Origin of the sequence: Streptomyces sp. NPDC059900 (assembly GCF_050270335.1) — a bacterium.
Taxonomy (GTDB): domain Bacteria; phylum Actinomycetota; class Actinomycetes; order Streptomycetales; family Streptomycetaceae; genus Streptomyces.
The window spans coordinates 88,228-113,147 of record NZ_JBNNJZ010000003.1 but is presented as its reverse complement, the minus strand read 5'-3'; the positions used below and the strand labels follow the sequence as shown (position 1 = coordinate 113,147).

At 71.1% G+C, this 24,920-nt stretch carries 13 protein-coding genes and 1 pseudogene; 11 read left to right on the top strand and 3 right to left on the bottom strand.

The window, feature by feature from the left end; translation table 11 throughout:
- The 6 genes from ACQKIP_RS01495 to ACQKIP_RS01470 form a co-directional block, all read left to right on the top strand.
- Window positions 1-1,658: non-ribosomal peptide synthetase (locus ACQKIP_RS01495; protein ID WP_427741878.1), on the top strand; the 1,658-nt coding region annotated here is incomplete at its 5' end.
- A 4-nt stretch (window positions 1,659-1,662) separates the two neighbouring features.
- Window positions 1,663-5,550 carry a non-ribosomal peptide synthetase gene (locus ACQKIP_RS01490; protein ID WP_365866026.1) on the top strand — a complete coding sequence of 1,296 codons (3,888 nt, stop codon included), beginning with the start codon at window positions 1,663-1,665 and terminating at the stop codon, window positions 5,548-5,550.
- Window positions 5,551-5,557: 7 nt separating this feature from the next.
- Window positions 5,558-6,313, top strand: a complete 756-nt coding sequence (locus tag ACQKIP_RS01485) for a thioesterase II family protein (RefSeq protein WP_361197417.1) — start codon at window positions 5,558-5,560, stop codon at window positions 6,311-6,313.
- Between the two features lie 68 nt (window positions 6,314-6,381).
- A complete protein-coding gene (locus ACQKIP_RS01480; RefSeq protein ID WP_365866025.1) occupies window positions 6,382-7,359 on the top strand; it encodes an ATP-binding cassette domain-containing protein in 978 nt (325 codons plus the stop codon).
- The gene (locus ACQKIP_RS01475) at window positions 7,356-8,117 is read left to right on the top strand and encodes an ABC transporter permease (protein WP_365866023.1); all 762 of its coding nucleotides are present in this window, start codon (window positions 7,356-7,358) and stop codon (window positions 8,115-8,117) included. Before ACQKIP_RS01480 ends, ACQKIP_RS01475 begins: the two co-directional genes overlap by 4 nt.
- A gap of 148 nt (window positions 8,118-8,265) precedes the next feature.
- Window positions 8,266-9,492 (top strand): cytochrome P450, encoded by a 1,227-nt coding sequence (locus tag ACQKIP_RS01470; RefSeq protein ID WP_365866021.1) that lies wholly within the window; start codon window positions 8,266-8,268, stop codon window positions 9,490-9,492.
- Between the two features lie 7 nt (window positions 9,493-9,499).
- Here the strand turns inward: ACQKIP_RS01470 and ACQKIP_RS01465 are convergent, their stop codons facing one another.
- The 3 genes from ACQKIP_RS01465 to ACQKIP_RS01455 form a co-directional block, all read right to left on the bottom strand.
- On the bottom strand, window positions 9,500-10,342 hold the full coding sequence (locus ACQKIP_RS01465; protein ID WP_365866019.1) for a DUF4097 family beta strand repeat-containing protein: 843 nt from the start codon (window positions 10,340-10,342) through the stop codon (window positions 9,500-9,502).
- Between the two features lie 62 nt (window positions 10,343-10,404).
- Window positions 10,405-10,917 carry a hypothetical protein gene (locus ACQKIP_RS01460; protein WP_365866017.1) on the bottom strand — a complete coding sequence of 171 codons (513 nt, stop codon included), beginning with the start codon at window positions 10,915-10,917 and terminating at the stop codon, window positions 10,405-10,407.
- 129 nt (window positions 10,918-11,046) lie between these two features.
- Complete coding sequence (locus tag ACQKIP_RS01455) at window positions 11,047-12,612, bottom strand: FAD-dependent monooxygenase (RefSeq protein ID WP_427741873.1); 1,566 nt, start codon at window positions 12,610-12,612, stop codon at window positions 11,047-11,049.
- Between the two features lie 395 nt (window positions 12,613-13,007).
- Here ACQKIP_RS01455 and ACQKIP_RS01450 point away from each other — a divergent pair, with 395 nt between their 5' ends.
- The 5 genes and pseudogenes from ACQKIP_RS01450 to ACQKIP_RS01430 all read left to right on the top strand — a co-directional run.
- The gene (locus ACQKIP_RS01450) at window positions 13,008-13,250 is read left to right on the top strand and encodes an acyl carrier protein (protein ID WP_361197397.1); all 243 of its coding nucleotides are present in this window, start codon (window positions 13,008-13,010) and stop codon (window positions 13,248-13,250) included.
- Window positions 13,247-14,497, top strand: coding sequence for a cytochrome P450 (locus tag ACQKIP_RS01445; protein WP_361390267.1), 1,251 nt, complete (start codon window positions 13,247-13,249; stop codon window positions 14,495-14,497). The genes ACQKIP_RS01450 and ACQKIP_RS01445 overlap by 4 nt, the downstream gene beginning before the upstream one ends.
- On the top strand, window positions 14,494-15,228 hold the full coding sequence (locus ACQKIP_RS01440) for a thioesterase II family protein (protein WP_365866013.1): 735 nt from the start codon (window positions 14,494-14,496) through the stop codon (window positions 15,226-15,228). The genes ACQKIP_RS01445 and ACQKIP_RS01440 overlap by 4 nt, the downstream gene beginning before the upstream one ends.
- Before the next feature lie 52 nt (window positions 15,229-15,280).
- Window positions 15,281-18,400 carry a type I polyketide synthase gene (locus ACQKIP_RS01435; protein ID WP_365866011.1) on the top strand — a complete coding sequence of 1,040 codons (3,120 nt, stop codon included), beginning with the start codon at window positions 15,281-15,283 and terminating at the stop codon, window positions 18,398-18,400.
- Between the two features lie 52 nt (window positions 18,401-18,452).
- Window positions 18,453-24,917: pseudogene (locus tag ACQKIP_RS01430) on the top strand (SDR family NAD(P)-dependent oxidoreductase); the annotation flags it as partial.
- Between the last annotated feature and the right edge of the window lie 3 nt (window positions 24,918-24,920).

The following is a 24,920-nucleotide window of genomic DNA, read 5'->3' as shown; positions in this document are numbered from 1 at the left end:
GACGCGGGGTGGGCCCGGAGTCGGTGGTCGCCGTGTCGCTGCCGCGCTCGGCCGACCTGGTCGTCGCGCTGCTAGCGGTCCACAAGGCGGGCGGCGCCTACCTCCCGGTCGACCCCAAGTACCCGAGCCACCGCCTCCAGGCGATCTTCGAGGAGGCGCGGCCGAGGCTCGTCCTGACGGACTCCGCGACGGTCGCGGTGCTGCCGGAGCACGAAGCCCCGGACGTCTTCCTCGACACGCTCGACCTGTCCACGGAGACCGCCGCACCCGAACTCCGCTTGCACGCGGACCAGTTGGCGTACGTGATGTACACCTCGGGCTCCACGGGCAAGCCCAAGGGCGTCGCCATCACCCACGGATGCGTGGTCAACGGCGTGCTGCGGCTCGCCTCCCGCGTGGGCCTGGAGCCGGGCAAGCGGCTCCTCGCGGGCACGTCCGTCAACTTCGACGTGTCGGCGTTCGAGATCTTCACGACCCTCGCCACCGGCGGCGTCGTCGAAGTGGTCCGCGACGTCCTGGTCCTGGGCGAGCGGGAGAGCTGGAACGGCAGCGTCATCTCCACCGTGCCGTCCGCCTTCGCCGAGCTCGTCGACGAGATCTCCGGCCGTACCAGCGTGGAGACGGTCGTCTTCGCCGGTGAGGCCCTGCCCTCGTCGCTCGTCGAGAAGACCCGCAAGGCCTTCCCCGGCGTACGGGTCGTCAACGCCTACGGACAGAGCGAGTCGTTCTACGCCACCACCTTCACCGTCGATGCCGACACCCGGGCCGGGTCGGGCAGCGCGCCCGTCGGCACCCCGCTCGGCAACATGCGGACCTACGTCCTGGGCCCCGGCCTCTCCCCGGTGCCGCCCGGCGTGGTGGGCGAGCTGTACGTCGGCGGCAGTGTCGGGCGCGGCTACCACGGCCGCCCCGAACTGACCGCCGAGCGCTTCGTCGCCGACCCGTTCGGCCCGGCGGGCGCACGCATGTACCGCACCGGTGACCTGGCCCGCTGGAACGACGCGGGACAGCTGGAGTACGTGGGCCGCGGCGACACGCAGGTCAAGGTGCGCGGCTTCCGCGTCGAGCCCGGCGAGGTCGAGGCGGCGCTCACCGCGCACCCCGAGGTCGCGCAGGCGGTCGTCATCGCCCGCGCCGGGCGCTCCAGCACGGCGGGCAAGCAACTCGTCGCCTACGTCGTACCCGTGGCGAACGGCGACGGCACGGCCGCCGACGGCCGCCCCGCACCGGCGGCGAAGGACCTGCACGGCTTCGTGTCGGAGCGGCTGCCGGACTTCATGGTGCCGTCCGCCTTCGTGGTCCTCGACCAACTGCCGCTCGCCCCGAACGGCAAGCTCGACCGGGCCGCGCTGCCCGAGCCCGAGTACACCGGCGCCGAGTACCGCGCGCCGCGCACCGCCCGCGAGAAGGACCTGGCCGGGCTGTTCGCCGAGGTGCTCGGCCTGGACCGGGTCGGCATCGACGACGGCTTCTTCGAGCTCGGCGGGCACTCCCTGCTCGCCACCCGCCTGATCAGCCGCACCCGCGCCGAGATGGGGATCGAGATCCCCATCCGCAAGATCTTCGACCTGCCGACGGTGGCCGCGCTCGCTGCGTGGTCGGAGGAATCTGCCGCTCCCCGTCGCCCCAGTCTGCGTCAGATGTTCAATAAGGAGTGAAGCAATGATTCCGCTGTCATTCGCACAACGCCGCATGTGGCTCCTGCACCAGCTGGAGGGGGGAGCGGCGACCTACAACATCTCGGCGGCCTTCCGGCTGACCGGAGCCCTGGACGAGGACGCCCTGGTGGCGGCGCTCGGCGATGTGCTCGGCAGGCACGAGATCCTGCGTACGACGTACGAGACGGACGACGCCGGTGAGCCCCACCCGCGGATCCTGTCGGCCGACGAGGCGTCGCCCGAGGTGCGCGTCGTCGATGTGGCGGCCGACGACGTCACCGGCGTGATCGACGAGGCCGTCGCGCACCGTTTCGACCTGGCAGCCGAACTCCCCTTCAGGGCAAGCCTGTTGCGCTGCTCCCCGGAGGACCATGTCCTGGTCCTCGTGGTCCACCACATCGCGTCCGACGGCAGTTCCAGCGCGCCGATGATGGGGGACCTCTTCGACGCCTACATCGCACGGCGGGGCGGCAAGGCGCCGGCCTGGGAGCCGCTGCCCATCCAGTACAAGGACTACGCGGTCTGGCAGCGCGAGGTGCTCGGCGATGTGGCCGAGCCGGGCACGCTGGCCGCCGGGCAGGTCGAGTACTGGCGCAAGGAACTGGCCGGGGTGCCGCAGCCGCTGAACCTGCCGCTGGACCGGCCCCGGCCCGCGGAGGCCAGTTCGGACGGCGACACGGTCGACCTCGAAGTGCGTCCTGACGTCGTGGCCGGCCTGCAGAAGCTGTCGCAGGAACGCGGGACGAGCATGTCGATGCTCATGCAGGCCGCGCTGGCCGTCCTGCTCAGCAAGATCGGCGGCGGCAACGACGTGACGATCGGCTCGCCGATCGCCGGACGGAACGACGAGGCGCTGGCCGACCTGATCGGCTGCTTCGTCAACACGCAGGTGCTGCGCACGGACCTCTCCGGCAACCCGACGTTCGTCGACCTGCTCGCGCAGGTGCGGGACAAGTCCCTTGCGGCGTACGAGCACCAGGACGTGCCGTTCGACGTGGTGGTCGAGGCGATCAACCCCGACCGCTCCGCCGCGTACCAGCCGCTGTTCCAGGTGATCTTCGCCTGGCAGAGCTACGAGAAGCCGAACCTCGAACTCCCCGGTCTCGACGTGGCGTTCGAGCAGGCCATCCCCTCGACCGCCATGGTCGACCTGACCTTCTTCATGGCCGTGGACGACACGGGGACGCTGCGCGGAGACCTCCAGTACGCCACCAAGCTGTTCGACCGCGCGTCGGCCGAGGTGATCGTCGCCCGGCTCGTACGGGTCCTGGAGCAGCTCTCCGCCGACCCCGGCATGCGCGTCGGCGACGTCGACGTACTGATCGCGGGGGAGCGGGAGCGGCTCCTCGTCGAGGTCAACGAGGCGGGCACCGACGCTCCCGGCGCCACCCTCGTCGAGCTCTTCGAGCGCCAGGCGGCGCAACGGGCCGACGCGGTCGCGGTGACCCACGAGGACACCGCGCTCACCTACGGAGAGCTGAACGCACGGGCCAACCGGCTCGCGCGGCACCTCGTCACCCGGGGAGTGGGCCCCGAGTCCCTCGTCGGCGTCTGCCTGGGGCGCTCGGCCGACCTGGTCGTCGCGCTGCTCGCGGTGCTCAAGGCGGGCGGCGCCTATTTGCCCATCGACCCCGACTCCCCGGCCGACCGCATCGCCTACATGCTCGAGGACGCCGCACCGGTCCTCCTGGTGACCACGAGCACGACCGGCGACACCCTCGACATCTCCCCGGACCTCCCCGTGGTCCACCTCGACCGGGCCGACGCGCTCGACGGACAGCAGGACACCGACCTCACCGACGCCGAGCGCCGCACGGCCCTGCGCCCCGACCACACGGCGTACGTCATCTACACCTCCGGGTCGACCGGCCGCCCCAAGGGCGTGCTGGTCCCGCACAGCAACGTGGTCGGACTCTTCAACGCCACCGAGGACTTCGCCTTCGGCGCGGACGACGTGTGGACCCTCTTCCACTCCTACGCCTTCGACTTCTCGGTGTGGGAGCTGTGGGGCCCGCTGCTGTACGGCGGCCGCCTGGTCGTGGTCCCCTACGACGTCTCCCGTTCCCCGGTCGACTTCCGTCGGCTGCTGGCCCGCGAGCAGGTCACCGTCCTGAACCAGACGCCGTCGGCCTTCTACCAGCTCATCCAGGCCGACGCCCAGGCCTCCGACCAGGAACTGGCCCTGCGCTATGTGGTGTTCGGCGGCGAGGCCCTGGACCTGAACCGCCTCACGGAGTGGTACGAGCGCCACGCTCCCGACGCGCCGGTCCTCGTGAACATGTACGGCATCACCGAGACCACCGTGCACGTCACCCGCATCGACCTGGACGAGCACTCCGTCACCCACCACGGGAACGGCGTGATCGGCCGCGCGGTCCCCGGCCTGCGCTCCTACGTCCTCGACGACCACCTCAAGCCCACGCCCCCCGGCGTGACCGGCGAGCTGTACGTGGGGGGCTACGGCCTGGCCCGCGGATACCACGGCCGTCCCGAGCTGACGGCGGGACGCTTCGTCGCGTGCCCCTTCGGCGAGCCGGGCGAGCGGATGTACCGCAGCGGCGACCTGGTCCGCTGGGGCAGGACCGGCCAGATGGAGTACGTCGGCCGGGCCGACTCCCAGGTGAAGATCCGCGGGTTCCGCATCGAGCTGGGCGAGATCGAGCAGGCGATCGCCGGGCACCCCGACGTGGCGACGGCGGTCGTCGTCGTGCGCGAGAACCAGGAGGGCGACAAGCGCCTGGTCGGCTATGTCGTGCCCGAGCCCGGCGCCGCGGCCCGGGCGGAAGAGATCTCCGCGCACCTGCGCGAGTTCCTCCCCGACTACATGGTGCCCTCCGCGCTCATCACGCTGTCGGAGATCCCGCTGACCTCGAACGGCAAGCTCGACCGGCGGGCCCTGCCCGCCGAGGAGACGAACACCGAGGTGGGCAGCGCGCCGCGCAACGCCTACGAGGAGAGGCTGTGCGCCCTCTTCGGCGAGCTCCTGGGCCTGGAGAACGTCGGCATCGACGACAACTTCTTCATGCTCGGCGGCCATTCACTCCTGGCCACCCGGCTCAGCGTCCGGGTCCGCGGCGAGTTCGACATCGACATCCCCATCAGGACCATCATCAGGTACCCCACGGTGGCCGAGCTCGCCGCGCTGATGCTCGCGGGCGGCGCCCCCGTCGACGAGGCCGACGCGTTCGCGGTCGTCCTGCCGCTGAACAACGATCCCGGCACGGGCAAGCCGCCGGTGTGGTTCTTCCACGGAGGCGGCGGTCTCGGCTGGGCGTACTACAGCTTCGTACTGCACATCGAGGACCGGCCCGCCTACGCCCTGCAGTCCCGCGGCTCCGACGGCGTCGAGCCGGTGGCGGGCTCCGTCGAGGAAATGATCGACGACTATGTCGGCCAGATCCTGAAGGTCCAGCCCGAGGGCCCCTTCGACCTGATCGGCTGGTCCTACGGCGGCACGGTCGTACAGGCCGTCGCGGACGCGCTCGACCGGCTCGGGCACGAGGTCCATCTCGTGGCCGTCCTGGACGCCCAGCCCGGCGGCCACGGATTCTCCACGGTGCACGCCGGCAAGGACTCGACGGACTACCGGGCCGAGCTGGAGGACGACCTCAGCCAGTACATACGGACCGGAAACCGGCAGGGCTTCCTGGACACCATGTCGACGGTGCTCGCCAACAACACGTCCCTGATGGCGGACTTCGAATCGCCGGTCTACCGCGGCGACGTGCTGTATTTCAACGCGACGCTGGAGGAGCAGTCGTACGGGCATCTGTGGCGGCCCTATGTGCTCGGCTCCCTGGAAATACACGACGTGCACGCCACGCACCACGAAATGCACATGCCCGGACCCGTGGCCCAGTTCTTCGAGGTCGTCAAGAACAAGCTCGTCTAACGAACGAATGAAGGGGTTGGTCGGTGTGAGGGAACCCGGAACATCCGCACGGGAACAGGACCGGACGGCGCTGCTGTGCGTGCCGTTCGCGGGAGCGGGACCGTCGTTCTTCCACCCATGGCAGGAGCTGGCCGGCGACCGGTGGCGCGTGACCGCCGTCGAACTGCCGGGCAGGGAACGGCGGATCCTGGAGACGCCGTTCCGCAATGTCGTCGAGGCGGCCAAGAGTTCCGTCGACGACGTCGTCGCGGACCTCGGCGAGGGGACGCGGGCCGTGCTGTTCGGGCACAGCCTGGGCGCGGTGCTCGCGTACGAGCTGGTGCATCTGCTGAGCACGCGCGGCATTGAGGTCGAGCGGCTCGTCGTCAGCGGGTCGCCGGGGCCGTGGACACAGCGAGAGCGGAGGGCGGCGGGGCTCCCGGACGACGAATTCCTCGCCAGGGTCGAGGAGTTCGCGGGATTCAGGCACGAAGCTCTCGACCACCCGGAGATGCGCGAACTGATTCTCCCCACGCTCCAGGCCGACTGCGAGATGCACGAGAGCTACGTACCGAGCACCGACGAACCGGTGTCCGTGCCGATCTGCTCGCTGCGGGGCAGCGTCGACGGTCTGGTCACCGCGGAGGAGGCGCAGCAGTGGCGGGACGCGACCACCGCTGAATTCAGCTATGCGGAATTCGAGGGCGACCACATGTACCTGGTCGACAGCGGCCGTCAGGTGCTCGACGCGATCGAGGCGGAATGCGCCCGCGTCAGTGCCTGACCGCTACGTGAGCCGACCGCTACGTGAGCTGACCGATGAGTGAAAGGACCGGAGAGGAAAGTGGAGGCATGAGAAGTCCAGCGATTGCGGTCTCAGGGCTGCGCAAGGCCTATGGCGACAAGGTCGTGCTCGACGGCGTCGACTTCGAGGTCGCGGCGGGATCGATCTTCTCCCTGCTCGGCCCGAACGGGGCGGGCAAGACGACGACGGTGAACGTCCTGACGACGTTGATGAACGCCGACGCCGGAACGGTGCGGATCGCCGGGCACGACGTGGCGACGGAGACCAAGCAGGTGCGTGCCAAGATCGGTGTGACCGGCCAGTTCGCCGCGGTGGACGACCTGCTGTCGGGCCGGGAGAACCTGCGCCTGATGGCCGACCTGAAGCGCGTGCGCTCCGACGAGGTGGTCACCGGACTCCTCGAGCGGTTCGACCTGGTGGAGTCGGCGGACAAGCTGGCGGCCACCTACTCCGGCGGTATGCGCCGGAAGCTGGACCTGGCGATGACGCTGGTCGGCAGTCCGGAGATCATCTTCCTCGACGAGCCGACGACGGGCCTGGACCCGCGCAGCAGGCGCACGATGTGGGGGATCGTGCGCGAACTCGTGGCCGAGGGCACCACCATCTTCCTCACCACCCAGTACCTCGAGGAGGCCGACCAGCTCGCCGACCGGATCGCGGTGCTCAACGGGGGCCGCCTGGTCGCCCAGGGCACCGCCGACGAGCTCAAGCGCCAGATCCCCGGCACCCACATCCGCTTCCGCTTCGCCGACCTCCGTGAACTCGACACGGCGGCGCGGGTCCTGGCCGACGCGACACGGGACGACGACGAGCTGACCCTGCGGGTGCCGAGCGACGGCGAGACCAAGTCGCTGCGGGCGCTGCTCGGACGGCTCGACGCGCACGCGATCGACGCCCTGGAGTTCTCGGTGCACCGCCCGGACCTCGACGACGTGTTCCTCGCCCTGACCGAACGCAAGAGCACCGACGCGGCGGCCGACCACGCGGACATCGAGCACCTGAGCAAGGAGGCGGTCGCACAGTGAGTACGGTCTCGACGCCGTTGGCCGATTCGGCGATCATGCTGCGCCGCAACCTGAAGCACAACGTGCGCAACCCCGTCACGATGTTCAACGCGGTCCTGTTCCCCATCGTGATCATGCTGATGTTCGTCAAGGTCTTCGGCGGCGGATTCAGCGTCGGCGACAGCTACATCGACTACGTGACGCCGGGGCTGCTCGTGATGGCCATCAGCTACGGGCTGAGCGCCACGGCGACCGCGGTGAACTCCGACATGACCAAGGGCGTCATCAACCGGCTCAAGGTGATGGACGTGTCCCGCGGCGCCATGCTGAGCGGGCATGTCGTCATCACCACGGTGCGCGCCCTGGTGGGCTGCGCGGCGATCGTCGGCGTTGCCTTCCTGATGGGCTTCGACCCGCAGGCGTCCGCCCTGGACTGGCTCGGTGTGGTCGGTGTCGTCGTGCTGCTCAGCTTCGCGGCCGGCTGGCTCACCGTCGCCATGGGCCTGGCCGCGAAGTCCGTGGAGTCGGCGGGCATGGCCGCCGTTCCGCTGATCATGCTGCCGTTCCTGAGCAGCGCGTTCGTGCCCGCGGACACGATGGGCGCCGGAGTGCGGCAGTTCGCCGAGTACCAGCCCTTCACCCCGATCATCGAGACGCTGCGCGGTCTGCTCGCGGGCAACCCGTCGGGCGGTGACGCGATCGCGGCCGTCTCCTGGTGCGTCGGCCTCGCCGTCGTCGGTTACGCGTGGGCGGTCTCCACGTTCAAGAAGCGGGCGTGACCCCGGCCGACTCCACCTTGTTGTCCCCTCCTGAGCCGTCTCGGCGCGCGTGTCGCCGAGGCGGCTTTTTCGGTCATTGTTCCGGACGCGGCACACGATGGTGCCACAGTGGCTCGATATGGCACTGAAGGTGTGCCATGGTGGAGTCATGGATCAAACCGTTGCCATCCCCCACGGCCTCCCGACGGAACGCGACGCGGGCCCCTTCGACCCGCCCCGCCGCATCGCCGAGCTGCGCGAGTCGCGCCCCGTCAGCCCCATGCTCTTCCCCGACGGGCACGAGGGCTGGTTAGTCACCGGCTATGAAGAAGTCCGCACGCTCCTGGCCGACACCCGCTTCAGCTCCCGCCAGGACATCGGCGTCCTCCATCTGCCGTACGAGGCCCCCGGCATGCCCCCCATCACCGAGCCGTCCCCGCAGGAGCCGGGCCTGTTCATCAGCATGGACCCGCCGGACCACACCCGGCTGCGGCGCATGCTCACCGGCGCCTTCACCGTCAAACGCATGAAGATGCTCGAAGAGAACATCGTCGCCATCGCCGAGCGGCAACTGGACGAGATGGCGCGCCTGACCCCGCCGGTCGACCTGGTGAAGGAGTTCGCGCTGCCGGTGCCCTCACTGGTCATCTGCGAACTGCTCGGCGTCCCCTACGCGGACCGCGAGACCTTCCAGGCCAACTCCGGCAAGATCATGGAGAAGGACATCTCGCTCGACGAGAAGATGGCCGCGTACACCGGCCTGACCACGTACCTCTCCGAACTGGTCACCCGCAAGCGCGCCGAACCCGACGAAGACATCCTGTCCGACCTGGCCCGCCACGACGACCTCACCATCGAGGAACTGACGGGCATCGCCTTCCTGCTGCTGCTCGCGGGCCACGAGACCACCGCCAACATGCTGGGCCTCGGCACCTTCGCGCTCCTGGAGCACCCGGAGCAGCTGGACCGGCTGCGCGCCGAACCGGACCTGTGGCCCGATGCCGTCGAGGAACTCCTGCGCTACCTGTCCGTCGTCGACGTCCTCTTCCGCTATGCCACGGAGGACATCGAGCTCGGCGGCGAGACCATCGGCAAGGGGTCGACCGTCATCGTCTCCATGCTGGCCGCCAACCGCGACCCCCGGCGCTTCGACGACCCCGACGCCCTGGACGTCCACCGCAAGGCGCGCGGCCAACTCTCCTTCGGCCACGGCGTCCACCAGTGCCTCGGGCAGCAACTGGCCCGCATCGAGATGCGCGCCGGGTTCGCAGGCCTGCTGCGCCGCTTCCCGACCCTGGAGCTGGCCGTCCCCGCCGACGAGGTGAGGCTCAGGACCAACATGAACATCTACGGCGTCCACGCACTGCCGGTCACCTGGACGGAAACGGCCGGGTAGCAGGCGGTCAGGGCTTGGCGCGGCGGATGTCGATGTTGCCGTGCTTGGTGCGGGCGCGGATCTTGACGGAGTCCTCGGGCTTCTCCGGCCTGTCGGACGAGGTCAGCGAGTTACGCACCTGACCCGAGCTGGAGCTCACGTCGAGCCAGGCGGCGGTGCCTTCGCTGACGCCGATTTCGATGGCGCCGAAGGAGGTTTCCAGCTGGATGGTGCCGCGGGTGGCTTCGCCGACGCGCAGGGTGCCGTGCGCGGTGACGGCGGTGAGCGAGTCCTTGGCGCGGGCGATGTCGATGTCGCCGTTGGCGCCGCGTACACGCAGTTCGCCGGTGACGGTGCCGATGGTGGTGGTGCCGTGGGAGTTCTTCATGACGGCGGTGCCGGTGACGGTGCCGACGCGCAGGCTGCCGGAGCTGGTGGAGATCTCGGCGGTGCCTTCGACACGGTCCACGGTGATCGAGCCGTGGGAGGCGGTCAGGTGCAGCGGGCCGGTGGTGTCGAGGCGTACGTCGCCGGAGGAGGTCTTGACGCGGGTCTGGCCGAGGCGGCCTTCGCCGATGACCTGGGTCCAGGCGCCGGTGGTGTCGATGCGGGAGCCGGCGGGCAGTTCGACGGTGACGTCGACGGTGCCGGTGCGGCCGAAGAGGCCGGGCTTGGGTGTCTTGATGGTCAGGACACCGCCCGTGTAGGTGACTTCGGTCTGTTCGGCGGCGCGTACGTCCTGGTCCTTCTTGGCCTCGCGGGGCCGGACCTCGACGAGGGTGTCGGTGCGTTCGCCCGCGGTGTACTGGATGGAACCGGCGTCCACACGCGCCGTGACCGAGATCGCTTCAGGAGTGTCGAACGAAGGCATGACCGGACCGTCCTCGGGTCTTCTGGGCGTGGGGGTGGTGAAGGGCGCGGGCGCGGGCGCGGCTAGCGCACCCAGCCGGTGAAGCTCTGGCCGAGGGTCTGGGTCTTCTCCGTGCGCGGTCGTGTGCCGCCGTCGACCGCCGCCGAAACGGCGCGCACGAGCCAGGCGTTGACCGAAAGGCCCTCACGGCTCGCGGCCTCCTCCGCGCGGGCCTTGAGGTGGGCGGGCAGGCGCAGGTTGACGCGGGCGGTGCCGCCCTCGTCGCCGTCGGCGGGGGCCGGGGCCTTGTAGGTGTCGACCGGCGTGGCCTGTTCCTCGGGGGCGACGTCCGCGGGCGGCAGCGTCACCACGAAGTCCGGGTCGAGGCCGCGGAGCCGTACGTCGACCGAGCCCGGTGCGAGCTCGCTGGTGATCTCGCCCATCGCCGCGGAGAGCACACTCAGCAGCGTCAGGCGGGTCGCCGACTCCAGCGGAGCGGTCAGCCGCTCGGCCAGCTCGCGGGCATCGTCCCCGCCGGCTTCGGCGGCCACCGCGAGCTCGCGGCGGAGGGTGTCGACATACGGGGTGAGGTCCATGACGTCAGCATGGCGGCACTCTGACGCCAGGTGCAAGCCTGGATGGTGCCGCATGCGAGTGGCCCGTGGCCGCGCCGCACGGCATCGAGTGGTGCCGCCAGGTGTCATGTGACGCCACGCGGCGGAGTCTCACCCCCGCAACGACGGACCGAACCAGGTGGTGAGCGCGGTCCGGAGCGCGGAGGCGTCGGGCGCTTCGTCGTCGGCGGCCCCCCAGGCGACATGGCCGTCGGGGCGGATGAGGAGCGCGGCGGGGGCGGGGATGTCGCCGATGGCCGGCACGGGCCAGAAGTCGTCCTCGCTCCGTGCGTCGACCAGGTCGACGCGGTCGGCCCAGCCCTCGGCGAGCGCCGCCAACTCGGCGCTGCCTCCCAGATCGAGCAGGACGGGGCGGCCCTCGTGCAGCAGGTCGTAGACGCCGATGGTGCCGTCCGGAGTCTTCAGGTCGGCGTCGGGGACACGGAGGCCCGCCAGCGGGTGGTCGCCGTCGACCGGGTAGCGGATGTCCAGGGCGGTCAGCATGTGACGCAGGTACCGGTTGACGTCGTCGAACACCATGAGCGCGCCGAACACCTCGCGCAGTGCGTCCGTCTGGGCGCCCGGGCGCAGCAGGGCCGACTGCGCCCGGGTGTTGTGAAGGACGCGCTCCGCGACGGGGTGGCGCTCGGCGTGGTAGCTGTCGAGGAGGGTCTCCGGCGCCCGGCCGCGCACCACGGAGGCGAGCTTCCAGCCGAGGTTGACCGCGTCCTGCACGCCCATGTTCAGGCCCTGCCCGCCGGCCGGGAAGTGGATGTGCGCCGCGTCGCCCGCGAGCAGCACCCGGCCCTCGCGGTACCGGTCGGCCTGCCGCGCGGCGTCGTTGAAGCGCGAGACCCAGCGCGGCGCCCGCATACCGAAGTCGGTGCCCGCGATCCTGACCAGCGACTCCCGCAGCTGCTCGAACGTGGGAGCCTCGTCGCGGTCCGCGACCCGGTCGTACTCGGACGCGATCACCCGGAACCAGCCGGGCTCGAAGGCGATCGCCGAGTAGTCGCCTGCCGCGCAGCGCCGCACCCACACGTAGTCCTCGGGCAGATCGGGGAGTTCGACGTCGCCGATCAGCGCGGTCATCGTCGCCGGAGTGCCGGGGAAGCCGATGCCCGCCAACTTGCGCACCGTGCTGCGCCCGCCGTCGCAGCCCACGAGATAGCGGGCGCGCAGCGTCACGGATTCCGAATCCGCGGCGGCCGTACCGATCCCGACCGTCACGCCGGTCTCGTCCTGGTCGATCCCGGTCACCTCGGAGGACCTGCGCACCCGCACGCCGAGCTCGGCGGCACGCTCCTCCAGAAGCTGCTCGATGGCCGACTGCAGGATCATCAGCGGGTAGGGGTGGCGGGACTCGGACTCGTCGAAGTCCAGGTAGAGGGCGGAGAAGTGGCCCACGGGCTGCAGTTCGCCGACCGCGAGGAAGCGGTCGAGGATGCCGCGCTGGTCGAGGACCTCCAGGGTGCGGGAGTGGATCCCGCCGGCCCGTGACTCGCCCGTCCGCTCCGCGAGCCGCTCGACCACCACCACGTCGACGCCCGCGAGCCGCAGCTCGCAGGCGAGCATCAGGCCCGTCGGCCCGGCGCCCGCAATCACCACGTCCGCGTCGATGTCCGCGTCCCTGCCCGCGTGTCCCACGTCGCCGGTGTGTCCCACGTCGTTCCCCATTCCCCTGCGTCATTCCCTGTGTCGCTGACGTCGTCGAACCGTTCTCACGTTCACGGAACGCGGACAGGACGGTCAACGCGGACCGGTCCCGGTGCGGTGCGGGGCGCCGTCGGACTTGCCTTGTCCCGCCGGCGGGACGGTTCCCGGGGGCGTCAGCATGCAGGCCCGCCGGTCCGCTCTCAACCCCACCGGCCGGCCCGCGCCGCCGGTCCGCGGACCCGGTGTGGGCGGAGGGGAATGCGCGCGACACTCCATTCGGCCATTCACGGAATTTGTCTCGCCGGCGGGACAGCGCAAAGGGCCCCGGAGGAAGGAAAAAGGCAATGAATTCGTCGCCGCAGGTTGTCCACGCAGCTGGTGGACAGGACGAGACGTCAGAAGGACAAGCCGCGCCTTTGAGCACTCCGGTGTCACTGGCGCAGGAAATCGCGGAGCTGTGGGCGCAGCACCTCAATGGCGCCGAAGTCAAGGTGGACAGCGACTTCTTCGCACTCGGCGGCAACTCGCTGACCGGCATCAAAATCATCGACCGTGTCGCGCAGGACTACGGAGTCCAGCTGTCCGTGCGCGACTTCTATCTGGCGCAGTCGCCGGCCAGGGTCGCCGAGCTGATCGAGCAGGGGAGGGCAGCGGCGTGAGGTTGACGCCCGGTGCCGGGCGCGACATCGACCTCGACGGCGTCGACCTGTTCGACCTGGACCTCTACACGTCGGGCGACCCGCATCCGATCTGGGACGTGATGCGGGAGAAGGCGCCCCTGCACCACCAAGTCCTGCCCGACGGCCGCGAGTTCTGGTCGGTAACCCGCTACGAGGACGTCTGCCGCGTCCTCGGCGATCACCGCGAGTTCACCTCCGAGCGCGGCACCGTACCCACCCACCTCGGCACGGACGACGTCGCCGCCGGTGTGCTCCTGACGTCCACCGACCCGCCGCGGCACACCGAGGTCCGCAGGCCGCTCGGCTCCAAGCTCACCGCGCGGGCCGTGAAGTCCTGGGAAGACAGCATCCGCGGGACGGTCTCGCGTTTCCTCCAGCCCGCGCTCGACGGAGAAACGTTTGACCTCGCCGAGAAGGCGCTGCTGCTCCCGGCGATGGTCACCGGCCCCCTCCTCGGCATCCCGGCCAAGGACTGGGAAGAGCTCGTCCAGCTGACCGCGATGGTGACGGCCCCCTCGGACCGGCACTTCCTCCAGGGCAGCGAAGCCGCGACCCTCGCCATCTCCCACCACGAGCTGGTCACCTACGTGAAGGACTGGGTCAAGGAGCGGCGCGCGTCCGGAGGCGAGGACGACAGCCTCCTCCAGCACCTCATGAGCGTCCGCCCCGGCGGCGAGGCGCTCAGCGACGAGGAGATCGCCCTCGACGGCTACAGCATCCTCCTCGGCGCCAACGTCACCACGCCGCACACCGTTTCGGGCACCGTGCACGCCCTCATCGAGCGGCCCGAGCAGTTCGCCAAGGCCCAGGCCGACCCCACGCTGATCCCGAACCTCGTCGAGGAAGGCCTGCGCTGGACCTCGGCCGCCTGCAACTTCATGCGGTACGCCGTCGACGACGTCGAGATCGCCGGGGGCACGATCCCGGCCCGCGGCGCGGTCGTCGCCTGGATCGGCTCGGCCAACCGGGACTCCGCCCAGTTCACCGACCCGCACGACTTCGACATCACGCGGAGCAACGCCAAGCGGCAGGTCGCCTTCGGGTACGGGCCGCACTTCTGCATCGGGGCGCCGCTGACCCGGCTGACCCTGCGTGTCTTCTTCGAGGAGCTGCTCGAGAAGTTCGGCTCCATCGACCTGGCCGGCGAACCGGAGCACCTGCGGTCGTACTTCATCGCCGGGATGACCCACCTCCCCATCGTCGCCGAGAAACGACTGACGCCATGACCTCCGGCTCCGCCACCATCACCTCGCCGTGGTTCGTCCGGCCGCCGACCGAGAACGCCGCCCGGATGTTCTGCTTCCCCTTCTCCGGGTCCGGGGCCTCGGCCTTCAGCGCCTGGCCCCTCGCCATCGATGACGTCGAGGTCAGCCCCGTACAGTTCCCCGGCCGCGAGAACCGCCTCGGCCACCCGCACTACGGCACCTACGAGAACCTCGCCGCGGAGCTGACCGGCCCCCTGGAGCCGCTGCTCGACCGGCCCTTCTCGTTCTTCGGGCACTGCGCGGGAGCACTGCCCGCCTACGAGACCGTGCTCCGGCTCGCCGAACGCGGCCTGCCGACACCGGACCGCCTCTTCGTGTCCGGCCAGCCGGCACCGCACGACGCGTCGCGCGACCGGATGCTCACCATGAGCGAGCCCGAACTCCGCGCCGAACTGGAGACGTTCCTCCGCGGCCGGGGCATCGAGCCGCGGCCGGACATGATCGACATGGGCATGCTCGTACTGCTCCGCGATCACGCGGCGGCGGGCGCCTACCGGCGGACCGAGCCTGCCGCCGTGCCCTGCCCCATCGTCGTACTGCACTGGCGCGACGACCCCGACGTGAGCCTCGACGAGTTGCAGGGATGGCGCGCATACGCGGACTCGGTCGAATTCCGAGTCGTCGACGGCGGCCATTACGACTTCATGGACGCGCCGGACGAACTGCTGAATTTGTTGACCTCCTGGCGGTGAGAGCAGTGCAGCCCGTAAGAGCCATACGTCGAGGGAACCGGAAGGGATTCGCATGAGTGGCGCAGCCACCGATATTGCCGTCATCGGGATGTCGTGCCGCTTCCCCGGCGTGCACGGCCTGAGCGATTTCTGGCGCCTGCTGATCGAGGGCAAGTCGACCGTCGGCACGTTCCCGGAGCACCGGGCGGTCGATGCGAACTCGACGTACACCTCCCATCCGGACGGCGACACCCTCGACTCCGGTTCGTTCTTCGACTCCATCGACGGGTTCGACGCCGGGTTCTTCGATACGAGCGCGGCCGAGGCCGCCGCCATGGACCCCGTGCAGCGCCTCGGGCTCGAACTCGCCTGGGAGGCCGTCGAGGACGCCGGTGTCCCGGCGGCCTCGCTCACCGGCCGCGCGGTCGACGTCGTGGTCGGCGCCGCGCCCTCCGGGTACGAACTGCTGCGCAAACTCTCCGGCAGCGACCAGGACGACCACTACGCCGCGCTCGGCTCCAGCGGCGCGCTGATCGCGAACCGGATCTCGAACCTCTTCGACGTCCGCGGCATGAGCTACTGCGCGGACTCGGGCCAGTCGTCCTCACTCGTGTCGCTGTCCCTGGCGTGCGACCGCATACGGGGCGGCGCGGTCGACATGGCGATCGCGGGCGGCGTGCACCTGATCGCCGACCCGGAGGCGGGAGCGGGCCTGGCGAATCTGGGCGCCCTGTCGCCCGACGGCCGCTGCTTCACCTTCGACGAGCGGGCCAGCGGCTTCGCCCGGGGCGAGGGCGGCGCGTTCGTCGTCCTGAAGCGGCTCGACCTCGCCGTCGCCGACGGCGATCACATCTACGCGGTGGTACGCGGCTGGGGCGTCGGCAGCGGCGGTGCGTCGAGCCGGATGCCCGATCCCAGCCCCGCCGGACAGGCGGCGGCCGTCCTCGCCGCCCTGGAACGCGCGGCCGTTCCCTTCGACGGCGTCGACTACGTCGAGGCCCACGGCACCGGCACCCGCGTCGGCGACCCGGCCGAAATATCCGGTCTGCGCGAGGTCATCAAGGAAGCGGGCGGCCGCAGCCGCCCGCTGGCGATCGGCTCGGTGAAGACGAACGTCGGTCACCTGGAGCCGGCCGCGGGAATCGTCGGCTTCGTGAAGGCGGCGCTCTGCGTGGACCGCGCGCACCTGGTCCCGAGCCTCAACTTCCGCTCCCCGAACCCCGCCATCGCCGACTTCCACCAGGACTTCGAGGTGCTGCGGGCCGCGCGGCCCTGGCCCGGCGAGCCCGGCCGGCCGCGTCGGGCGGGGGTGTCGGCGTTCGGCCTCGGCGGCACCAACGCGCACGTGATCCTCGAACAGGCACCCGGCGACCGGGCGCAACTCCCGCCCACCGGAGCGGACTTGGACACCCCGGCTCACTCCGGAGCCGTGCCGTGGGTACTGTCGGCGCGGTCGGAACCGGCACTGAAGGAGCAGGCGGCCCGGCTGCGGGACCTCGTGGCCGCGGACACGTCCCTATCGGCCGTGGACGTCGGACATGCGCTGGTGTCGCGGCGGTCGTCGTTCGAGCACCGGGCGGTGGTCCTGAGCGGCAGCCGTGAGGAGGCGCTCGCGGGCCTCGACCTGGTGGCGGAGGGCGGCGGCTCGGAGCGGGCGGTGCGCGGGACGGCCACGGACCCGTCGGGCCCCGTCGTCTTCGTGTTCCCCGGCCAGGGCTCGCAGTGGCTGGGCATGGGACGGCGGCTGTACGCGGAGTCCGAGGTCTTCGCGCGGGCGATCGACGCGTGCGAGCGGGCTCTGGCACCCCATGTGGACTGGTCCCTGGTGGACGTGGTGCGCGGCGAGGAGTCGGCCGCGTCCCTCGACCGGGTGGACGTGGTCCAGCCGACGCTCTTCGCGATGATGGTGTCGCTCGCGCAGGTGTGGCGGTCCCTTGGCGTGGTCCCCGAGGCAGTGGTGGGGCACTCGCAGGGCGAGATCGCCGCGGCGTGCGTGTCGGGCGCGCTCTCGCTCGAGGACGCGGCGCGCATCGTCGCCCTGCGCAGCCGGGCCCTGATCGATCTGGCGGGCCCCGGCGGGATGAGCGCGGTCGCCGCGCCCGTCGAATGGGTCCGCGACCGGTTGGAGCACTGGTCGGGACGGCTCTCCGCGGCCGCGGTCAACGGGCCCGCGTCGGTGGTGATCTCCGGCGACAACGAGGCGCTCGACCAGTTCGCCGAGATGGCGGCCGGTGACGGCGTACGGGTGCGACGGGTCAGGGTGGACTACGCCTCGCACTCCCACCACGTCGAACGCATCCGTGAGCGTCTGCTCGCGGACACCGCGGGCATCACGCCGAAGGAATCGGCGGTGAAGTTCTACTCCACGGTCACCGGCGGCCTGCTCGACACCCGCGTGCTCGACGGCTCGTACTGGTACGACAACCTGCGCTCGATGGTGCGCTTCGGCGAGGTCGTCGAAGGCCTCATGCGCGAGCACGGCGGCGTGTTCGTGGAAGTCAGTCCGCACCCCGTGCTCCAGGTCGCGATGGAGGAGGCGGCCGACGCGCTTGCCGCCCCGCCGACCGTGGTCAGCACCCTGCACAAGCAGGACGGGAGCGCGGGCAAGGTCCTTGCGTCGCTGGCCGAGCTGCACGTACGCGGTCTGCCGGTGAACTGGAAGGCGGTGTTCGCCGCGGACCGGCCGCGCCGGGTCGCCCTGCCGACGTACGCGTTCCAGCGGCAGCGGTACTGGCTCTCGGCGTCCGACGACACCGGCGCCACGAGCGACCCCTCCGCGCAGGCGGGCGCCGCACCGGCGGACCTGGGTTCGCAGTCGGCGGTCCTCGCGCTGGTGCGCGCCGAAACGGCGGCGCTCCTGGCCGCCGGCGGAGTGGCGCTGACCGAGGCCGACCTCACGGCGCGGTCGGCCGAGACCTTCAAGGATCTGGGGTTCGACTCCTCGATGGCCGTGCGGCTGCGCAACCGGCTGACCGCGGCGGCCGGTGTACGGCTCCCGGCCACGGTCGCGTTCACCTACCCCACGGTGCGCAAGCTCGGTCTCCATATCTTCTCCCTCCTGGAGCCCCGGACGCCCGAAGTCCCGGAGCCCCCGGCCCCCGAAGTCCCGGCGGCGGACGCGGTGGGGGAGACGAGCCCGGAAGACCGCAGTGACGACGATTTGTACGCATTGATCGAGCGCGGATACGCGTAGCCACACCCGTTCGTCCGAGCAACCGTTAAGGGAGTCCCTGGTGGAGGATGTCGACAAGCTCCGGTCCTACTTGCGACGTGCCGTCGGCGACGCGCAGGAGCTGCGCGAGCGCGTGCGGGAGCTGGAGGAGTCCGCTCACGAGCCCATCGCGATCGTGGGCGTGGGATGTCGCTTCCCCGGCGGGGTGACCTCCCCCGAAGACCTGTGGGGAGTCGTGTCCGACGGTGTGGACGCGATAAGTGACTTCCCGCAGGACCGCGGCTGGGACGTGGACGCGCTGTACGACCCAGATCCCGAGGCGCGCGGCAAGACGTACGCGCGCACGGGCGGATTCCTGACCGATCTCGGGGATTTCGACGCGGAGTTCTTCGGCATCAGCCCGCGCGAGGCGCTGGCGATGGACCCGCAGCAGCGGTTGATGCTGGAGACGTCGTGGGAGGCGCTGGAGCGGGCGGGCATCGACCCGGCCGGGGTACGGGGTTCCGCGACCGGGGTGTTCACCGGGCTCTACGCCGTCGACTACGGCCCGCGGATGGGCGACGCGGCGGCCGGTGACGTGGAGGGCTACGCCCTTGCGGGGACCTACACCAGCGTGGCATCGGGCCGGGTCGCGTACGCCCTGGGCCTGGAGGGCCCGGCGGTGTCGACCGACACGGCGTGCTCGTCGTCGCTCGTCGCCGTCCACCAGGCCATGCGCTCGCTGCGTTCCGGGGAGTGCACCCTTGCGCTGGCCGGCGGGGTGTCGACGCTTTCCACCCCGGGGCTGCTCGTGGAGTTCGCACGGCAGCGGGGTCTGGCCCTCGACGGACGGTGCAAGGCGTTCGCGGACGCGGCGGACGGCACCGGCTTCTCCGAGGGCGCGGGCGTACTGGTCCTGGAGCGCCTGTCGGACGCGCGGCGCAACGGGCGCCGCATCTGGGCGGTGATCCGCGGTGCGGCGGTCAACCAGGACGGAGCGTCCAACGGCCTTACCGCGCCGAACGAACTGGCTCAGCAGCGGGTGATCCGGGCGGCCTTGGCGGACGCCCGCATGCAGGCGAACGACGTGGACGTGGTGGAGGCCCACGGGACCGGCACGTCCCTGGGCGACCCCATCGAGGTGGAGGCACTCCTTGCCGCCTACGGGCAGGCCCGCGAGCCCGGCAGCCCGCTGTGGCTGGGGTCGCTGAAGTCGAACATCGGCCACACGCAGGCGGCCGCGGGCGTCGGCGGAATCATCAAGATGATCATGGCGATGCGGCACGGGGTGATGCCCCGGACGCTGCACGTGGACCGCCCGTCGACACACGTGGACTGGTCGGCCGGGACGGTGGAACTGCTGACCGAGCCCAGGGAGTGGACCAGCGCCCCGGGACGGCCCCGCCGCGCGGGAGTGTCGTCCTTCGGCATCAGCGGCACGAACGCCCACCTGATCCTCGAACAGGCACCGGCGCAGGAACAGGAACCGGACACCGCCGAGCGCGAGCCGGATTCCGCGGACCGCCTCGTCCCCTGGGCCCTGTCCGCGCGATCGGAGCAGGCGCTGCGGGCGCAGGCAGAGAAGCTGCGCGCGTTCGCCGCCGCCGATCCGGACGCCGACATCGCCGACGTGGGCTGGTCGCTGGCGTCGAGCCGGGCCGGTCTCGAACACCGCGCGGTGGTCCTCGGGCACGGTCACGACGAGCTCCTGAGCGGCCTCGCGGCACTGAGCGAAGGCACGGAGGCCGCCGGGGTGGTGCGCGGCGTCGCCGCGGAACTCGGCGAGCGCGTCTTCATGTTCCCCGGACAGGGCACGCAGTGGGCCGGTGCGGCACGGCAGTTGTACGACACCTTCCCCGTCTTCGCGCGGAGCCTCGACGAGGTCTGCGCACGCTTCGACGCCCATCTGGCCTTCGACCTCAAGCCCCTGCTCCTCGCGGACGAGCCCGAGGGCCGTGAGCGCACCGACATCACCCAGGCGGCGCTGTTCGCCCTCCAGGTCAGCCTGTACCGGCTCCTGTCGCGGTACGCCCCGCGACCGGACCAGCTGATCGGTCACTCCGTCGGCGAGATCGCCGCCGCCCACGTGTCCGGAGTCTTCGACCTGGACACCGCGACCAGGCTCGTGGCCGCGCGCGGACGGGTCATGCAGACGGTCGGCGAGCGCGGCGCGATGCTGGCCGTACGCGCCTCGGAAACCGCCGTGAGCGCCCTGCTCGAACAGTGCGAGCGCGTCGGGATCGCCGCCGTCAACGGCCCCGAATCGGTGGTGCTCTCGGGCCTTCGCGACGAGGTCCACGCCCTGCGGGACCGGCTGATCGAAGGCGGCACGTCGGCGAAGCTGCTCGACGTCGACCACGCGTTCCACTCCCCGCTCATGGACCCGATCCTGGACGAGTTCGCACGCTCGCTCGGCGAGCTCACCACGGGCGAGATGTCGATCCCGATCGTCTCGACCAGGCTGGGCCGTGCGGCCACGCTCCAGGAGCTGTCGTCCGTCGCGTACTGGGTGGCCCACGTCCGCGAACCCGTGCGCTTCCACGACGCGGTGGAGTCCGCTCGTGCGGCCGGCGCGAGCGTCTTCGTCGAGGTGGGGCCCGGAGCGACGCTCGCGAGCATCACCAAGGAGGCCTTCGCCGCCGAGGGCGTGAGTGACGCACTGGTCGTCTCCACGGCACGGCGGGGCCGTCCGGCAGCGGCCGCACTGGCCGACGCCCTGGCCCAACTGCACGTGAGGGGCGTGCCCGTGCACTGGGACGCCCTGTTCGGGACGCGCCGCCAGGTGGACCTGCCCACCTACGCGTTCCAGCGGCAGCGCTACTGGATGGACGCCCCCGCCGGAACGGGGTCGGCGGACATCGCCTCCGCCGGTCTCTCGGCACCGGACCACCCGCTGCTCGGTGCCGTGGTGGACCACCCCGGCACCGACGAGGTGGTGTTCACCGACCGGTGGTCCCTGCGGACCCACGAATGGCTCGCCGACCACGCCGTGTTCGGGGCGGTCGTCGTACCCGCGACGGCCTACATGGACCTGGCGCTCTCGGCGGGCGACCTCGTCGGCTGCGCCGCGCTCGAGGAACTCTCCCTGGAAGTCCCCCTGATCCTGCCCGACTCGGGCGACGTGCAGATACGGGTCGTCGTCGGCGCGGCCGACGAGACCGGACGCCGGTCCCTCGACGTGTACTCGCGTCCCGCCGAGGACGGCAGGACGGTGGGCGGCTGGACCCGCCACGCGATGGGGAACCTGGCACCGGACACCGCGCGGACGACCGCGTGGACCGACGACACGCGACCGCTCGCCGTATGGCCGCCGGCCGGGGCGCAGAAGGTCGACATCGACGGCCTCTACGACACGCTCGCGGACGCGGGCTTCGACTACGGCCCGACCTTCCGCGGACTGCGTGAGGTCTGGCGGCAGGGCGACGACCTCTACGCCCTCGCCACACTGCCGGAGAGCGCCGATCACCGGGCCGGGGGCGGATTCGCCCTGCATCCCGCGCTGATCGACAGCGTGCTGCACGCCGTACTCGCGGGCGGTGTCGTCGAGGTGACGGGCGATCAGGGCTGGATGCCCTTCTCCTGGTCCGGCGTCGACCAGGTCGGTCCGTGCGGCCCGAGCGTCCGGGTCCGGCTCACCCCGGCAGGCGAGGGCATCGTGTCCCTGGCCGTCGCCGACGAGGACGCCAACCCGATCGCGCACGTCGACGCGCTGACGTTCCGCCCGGCCAGTGCCGAGCAAGTGCGCGCGGCACGCGGCGGACAGGAGCAATCGCTCTACGAACTGCGCTGGCGGCCGCTCACGCAGGACAAGCAGGAGACCCACCGCGGATCGTGGGGCGTTCTCGGCGCGAAGGACGGTCTGGCCTCCCGGCTCTCCGGAGCGGGAGACGGCGACGTCGTGCTCCACGAGACCATGGACGACGTCCTCGCCGCCGAGGCACCCGGACACATCCTCCTGTGCCTGGACGACTTCATCACCGCCGACCCCGATCTGCCCGCCGCCGTCGGCGGCACGGGCAAGCGCGTCCTGGACTGGATCCAGCGGTTCCTCGCCGCCGAGACCCATGCCGGATCCACCCTGGTGGTCCTCACCCGCCTCGCCGTCGACACCGGTGCGGGGGAGCGCGTCGAAAGCCTCCCCGGCGCCTCCGTATGGGGCCTGATCCGGTCCGCGCAGACGGAGCACCCCGGCAGGTTCCGCCTGGTGGACATCGACGACCAGGAGACCTCCCTGGCCCGCGTTCTGGACGCGCCCGCCATCGGTGAGGAGCAACTGGCGCTGCGCGACGGCGCGTACCTCGTTCCCCGCATGGCGCAGGCCGCACCCGCCGACCACCAGATCGAGCCGCCGGCCGAAGGCGCCCACCGCCTCGGCATCCCGAGCAGGGGCACGCTGGAGAACCTGACATGGGTCCCGAGCCCCGAGGCGGAGGCACCCCTTTCGAGCGGGCAGGTACGCATCGCCGTCCAGGCGGCGGGCCTCAACTTCAAGGACGTCACGATCGCCCTGGGCCTGGTGAACAGCACGGTCGCCGATGCCCCGATCGGCCTCGAAGGCGCCGGCGTGGTCACCGAGGTGGCGGACGACGTGACACGCCTTTCGCCGGGCGACCGGGTGACCGGCGTCTTCAACGGCGCCTTCGGCCGCGTCGCCGTGGCCGACAACCGGATGCTCACCCACGTCCCCGACGAGTGGAGCTACGCCCAGGCGGCGTCCATACCGACCACCTTCCTCACCGCCTACTACGCGCTCTTCCGCCTGCGGAACCTCAAGAAGGGCCAGCGCATCCTCATCCACGCCGCGGCCGGCGGCGTCGGGATGGCGGCCGTCCAACTGGCCAAGCACGTCGGCGCCGAGATCTACGCGACCGCGAGCCCGGCCAAGTGGCCCGCCCTGCGCGCTCTGGGCCTCGACGACGAGCACCTGGCGTCGTCGCGCGACCTGGAGTTCGCCGAGAAGTTCCGGCACTCCACCGGCGGGCAAGGGGTCGACTTCGTACTGAACTCCCTCGCGCACAGCTTCGTCGACGCCTCGCTGACGCTGCTCACCCGCGGCGGCGACTTCGTCGAGATGGGCAAGACGGACATCCGTGATCCCCGCCAGGTGGCTGCCGACCACCCCGGAGTCGACTACGAGGCCTTCGAGCTCTACGACGCGGGACCGGACGCCATCCACGAGATGTTCCGGGCCGTCATGGAACTCTTCGCCGACGGCCGGATCCGGCTCAACCCGATCTCCGTACGGAACATCCGCGACGCACGCAGGACGTTCCGCGAGATGAGCCAGGGCCGCCACATCGGCAAGCTGGTCTTCGAGGTCGCAGACGGCCTCGGCGGCGGCACCGTCCTGGTCACCGGCGGCACCGGCGGCGTGGGTTCCCTGCTGGCGCGCCACCTCGTCGCCGAACGCGGCGTACGCAGCCTGGTGCTCGCGAGCCGTCGCGGTCCGGCGGCCGACGGGGTGACCGAGCTGGTCGCGGACCTGGAGGCCGCGGGCGCCGCGGTCAGGGTCGTGGCATGCGATGTCGCGGACCGGGCCGCCGTGGCGGACCTGCTCGCCGACGTGCCCCCGAAGTACCCCCTGACGGCGGTCGTGCACGCGGCGGGCACACTGGCGGACGGCACGATCGAGTCGATGACCGCCGAGAGCTTCGACCACGTGCTGCGCGTCAAGGTCGGCGGTGCGGTCAACCTGCACGAACTGACCGAACAGCACACCCTGTCGGCGTTCATCCAGTTCTCCACCGTCGCCGGCACGCTCGGCACCGGAGGACAGGCGAACTACGCCGCGGCCAACGTGTTCCTGGACGGCCTCGCGGCGCGACGCAGGGCATCCGGCCTGGTCGGCACCTCGCTGTGCTGGGGCTGGTGGGAGCAGAGCAGCGGCATGACCGGCGGCCTCGACCAGGCCGACCTGTCACGGCTCCGGCGGATGGGCATCGCCCCGATGCCGACCGCCGAGGCACTGGCCCTGTTCGACGCGGCCTGCGCGCTCGACGAGCCGGTCCTGATCCCGGCCAGGGTGGACATCGCCGCGCTGCGGAACAAGACCGGCGAGGAACTGCCGCCCCTCCTGCGCGACCTCGTCGACGCAGGCCGTCCGCGCCGCAACAGGGCGGGCACGGCCAAGGACGCCGGCGCTCCCGGCCTGGCCGCCAGGCTGGCCGCCCTGCCCGCGGACGAGGCGGCGGCAGCCGTACTCGACTGGGTCCGCGACCAGGTCGCCGTCGTGCTCGGGCACGCGTCCGGCGCGGTCGTCGACGTCGACCAGGCGTTCACGCAGCTCGGATTCGACTCACTGACGTCCGTCGAACTCTGCAACCGCCTGGCTTCCGCGACCGGACTGCGCCTGCCCTCCACCCTCGTCTTCAGCTACCCGACGCCGCGCGAACTGGGCGAGCACCTGTCCGGCCTGCTGCGTCCGGAACCGGACACGAGCGACGCCGCCGACACCGCTGCCGCCGATGACGCGGTGCTCCGGGAAGTGCTGGGCGCGGACGAACTGTCGGACTTGGACCTGGAAGCACTGGTCGGCCTGGCTCTGGATGAGAAGAGGTAAGTG

Bases quoted from the DNA above. Each gene is read 5' to 3' on its own strand.
- ACQKIP_RS01455 (WP_427741873.1), bottom strand. From the start codon at position 12,612: ATGGGGAACGACGTGGGACACACCGGCGACGTGGGACACGCGGGCAGG.
- ACQKIP_RS01465 (WP_365866019.1), bottom strand. From the start codon at position 10,342: ATGCCTTCGTTCGACACTCCTGAAGCGATCTCGGTCACGGCGCGTGTG.
- ACQKIP_RS01485 (WP_361197417.1), top strand. From the start codon at position 5,558: ATGAAGGGGTTGGTCGGTGTGAGGGAACCCGGAACATCCGCACGGGAA.
- ACQKIP_RS01480 (WP_365866025.1), top strand. From the start codon at position 6,382: ATGAGAAGTCCAGCGATTGCGGTCTCAGGGCTGCGCAAGGCCTATGGC.
- ACQKIP_RS01490 (WP_365866026.1), top strand. From the start codon at position 1,663: ATGATTCCGCTGTCATTCGCACAACGCCGCATGTGGCTCCTGCACCAG.
- ACQKIP_RS01470 (WP_365866021.1), top strand. From the start codon at position 8,266: ATGGATCAAACCGTTGCCATCCCCCACGGCCTCCCGACGGAACGCGAC.
- ACQKIP_RS01460 (WP_365866017.1), bottom strand. From the start codon at position 10,917: ATGGACCTCACCCCGTATGTCGACACCCTCCGCCGCGAGCTCGCGGTG.
- ACQKIP_RS01435 (WP_365866011.1), top strand. From the start codon at position 15,281: ATGAGTGGCGCAGCCACCGATATTGCCGTCATCGGGATGTCGTGCCGC.
- ACQKIP_RS01440 (WP_365866013.1), top strand. From the start codon at position 14,494: ATGACCTCCGGCTCCGCCACCATCACCTCGCCGTGGTTCGTCCGGCCG.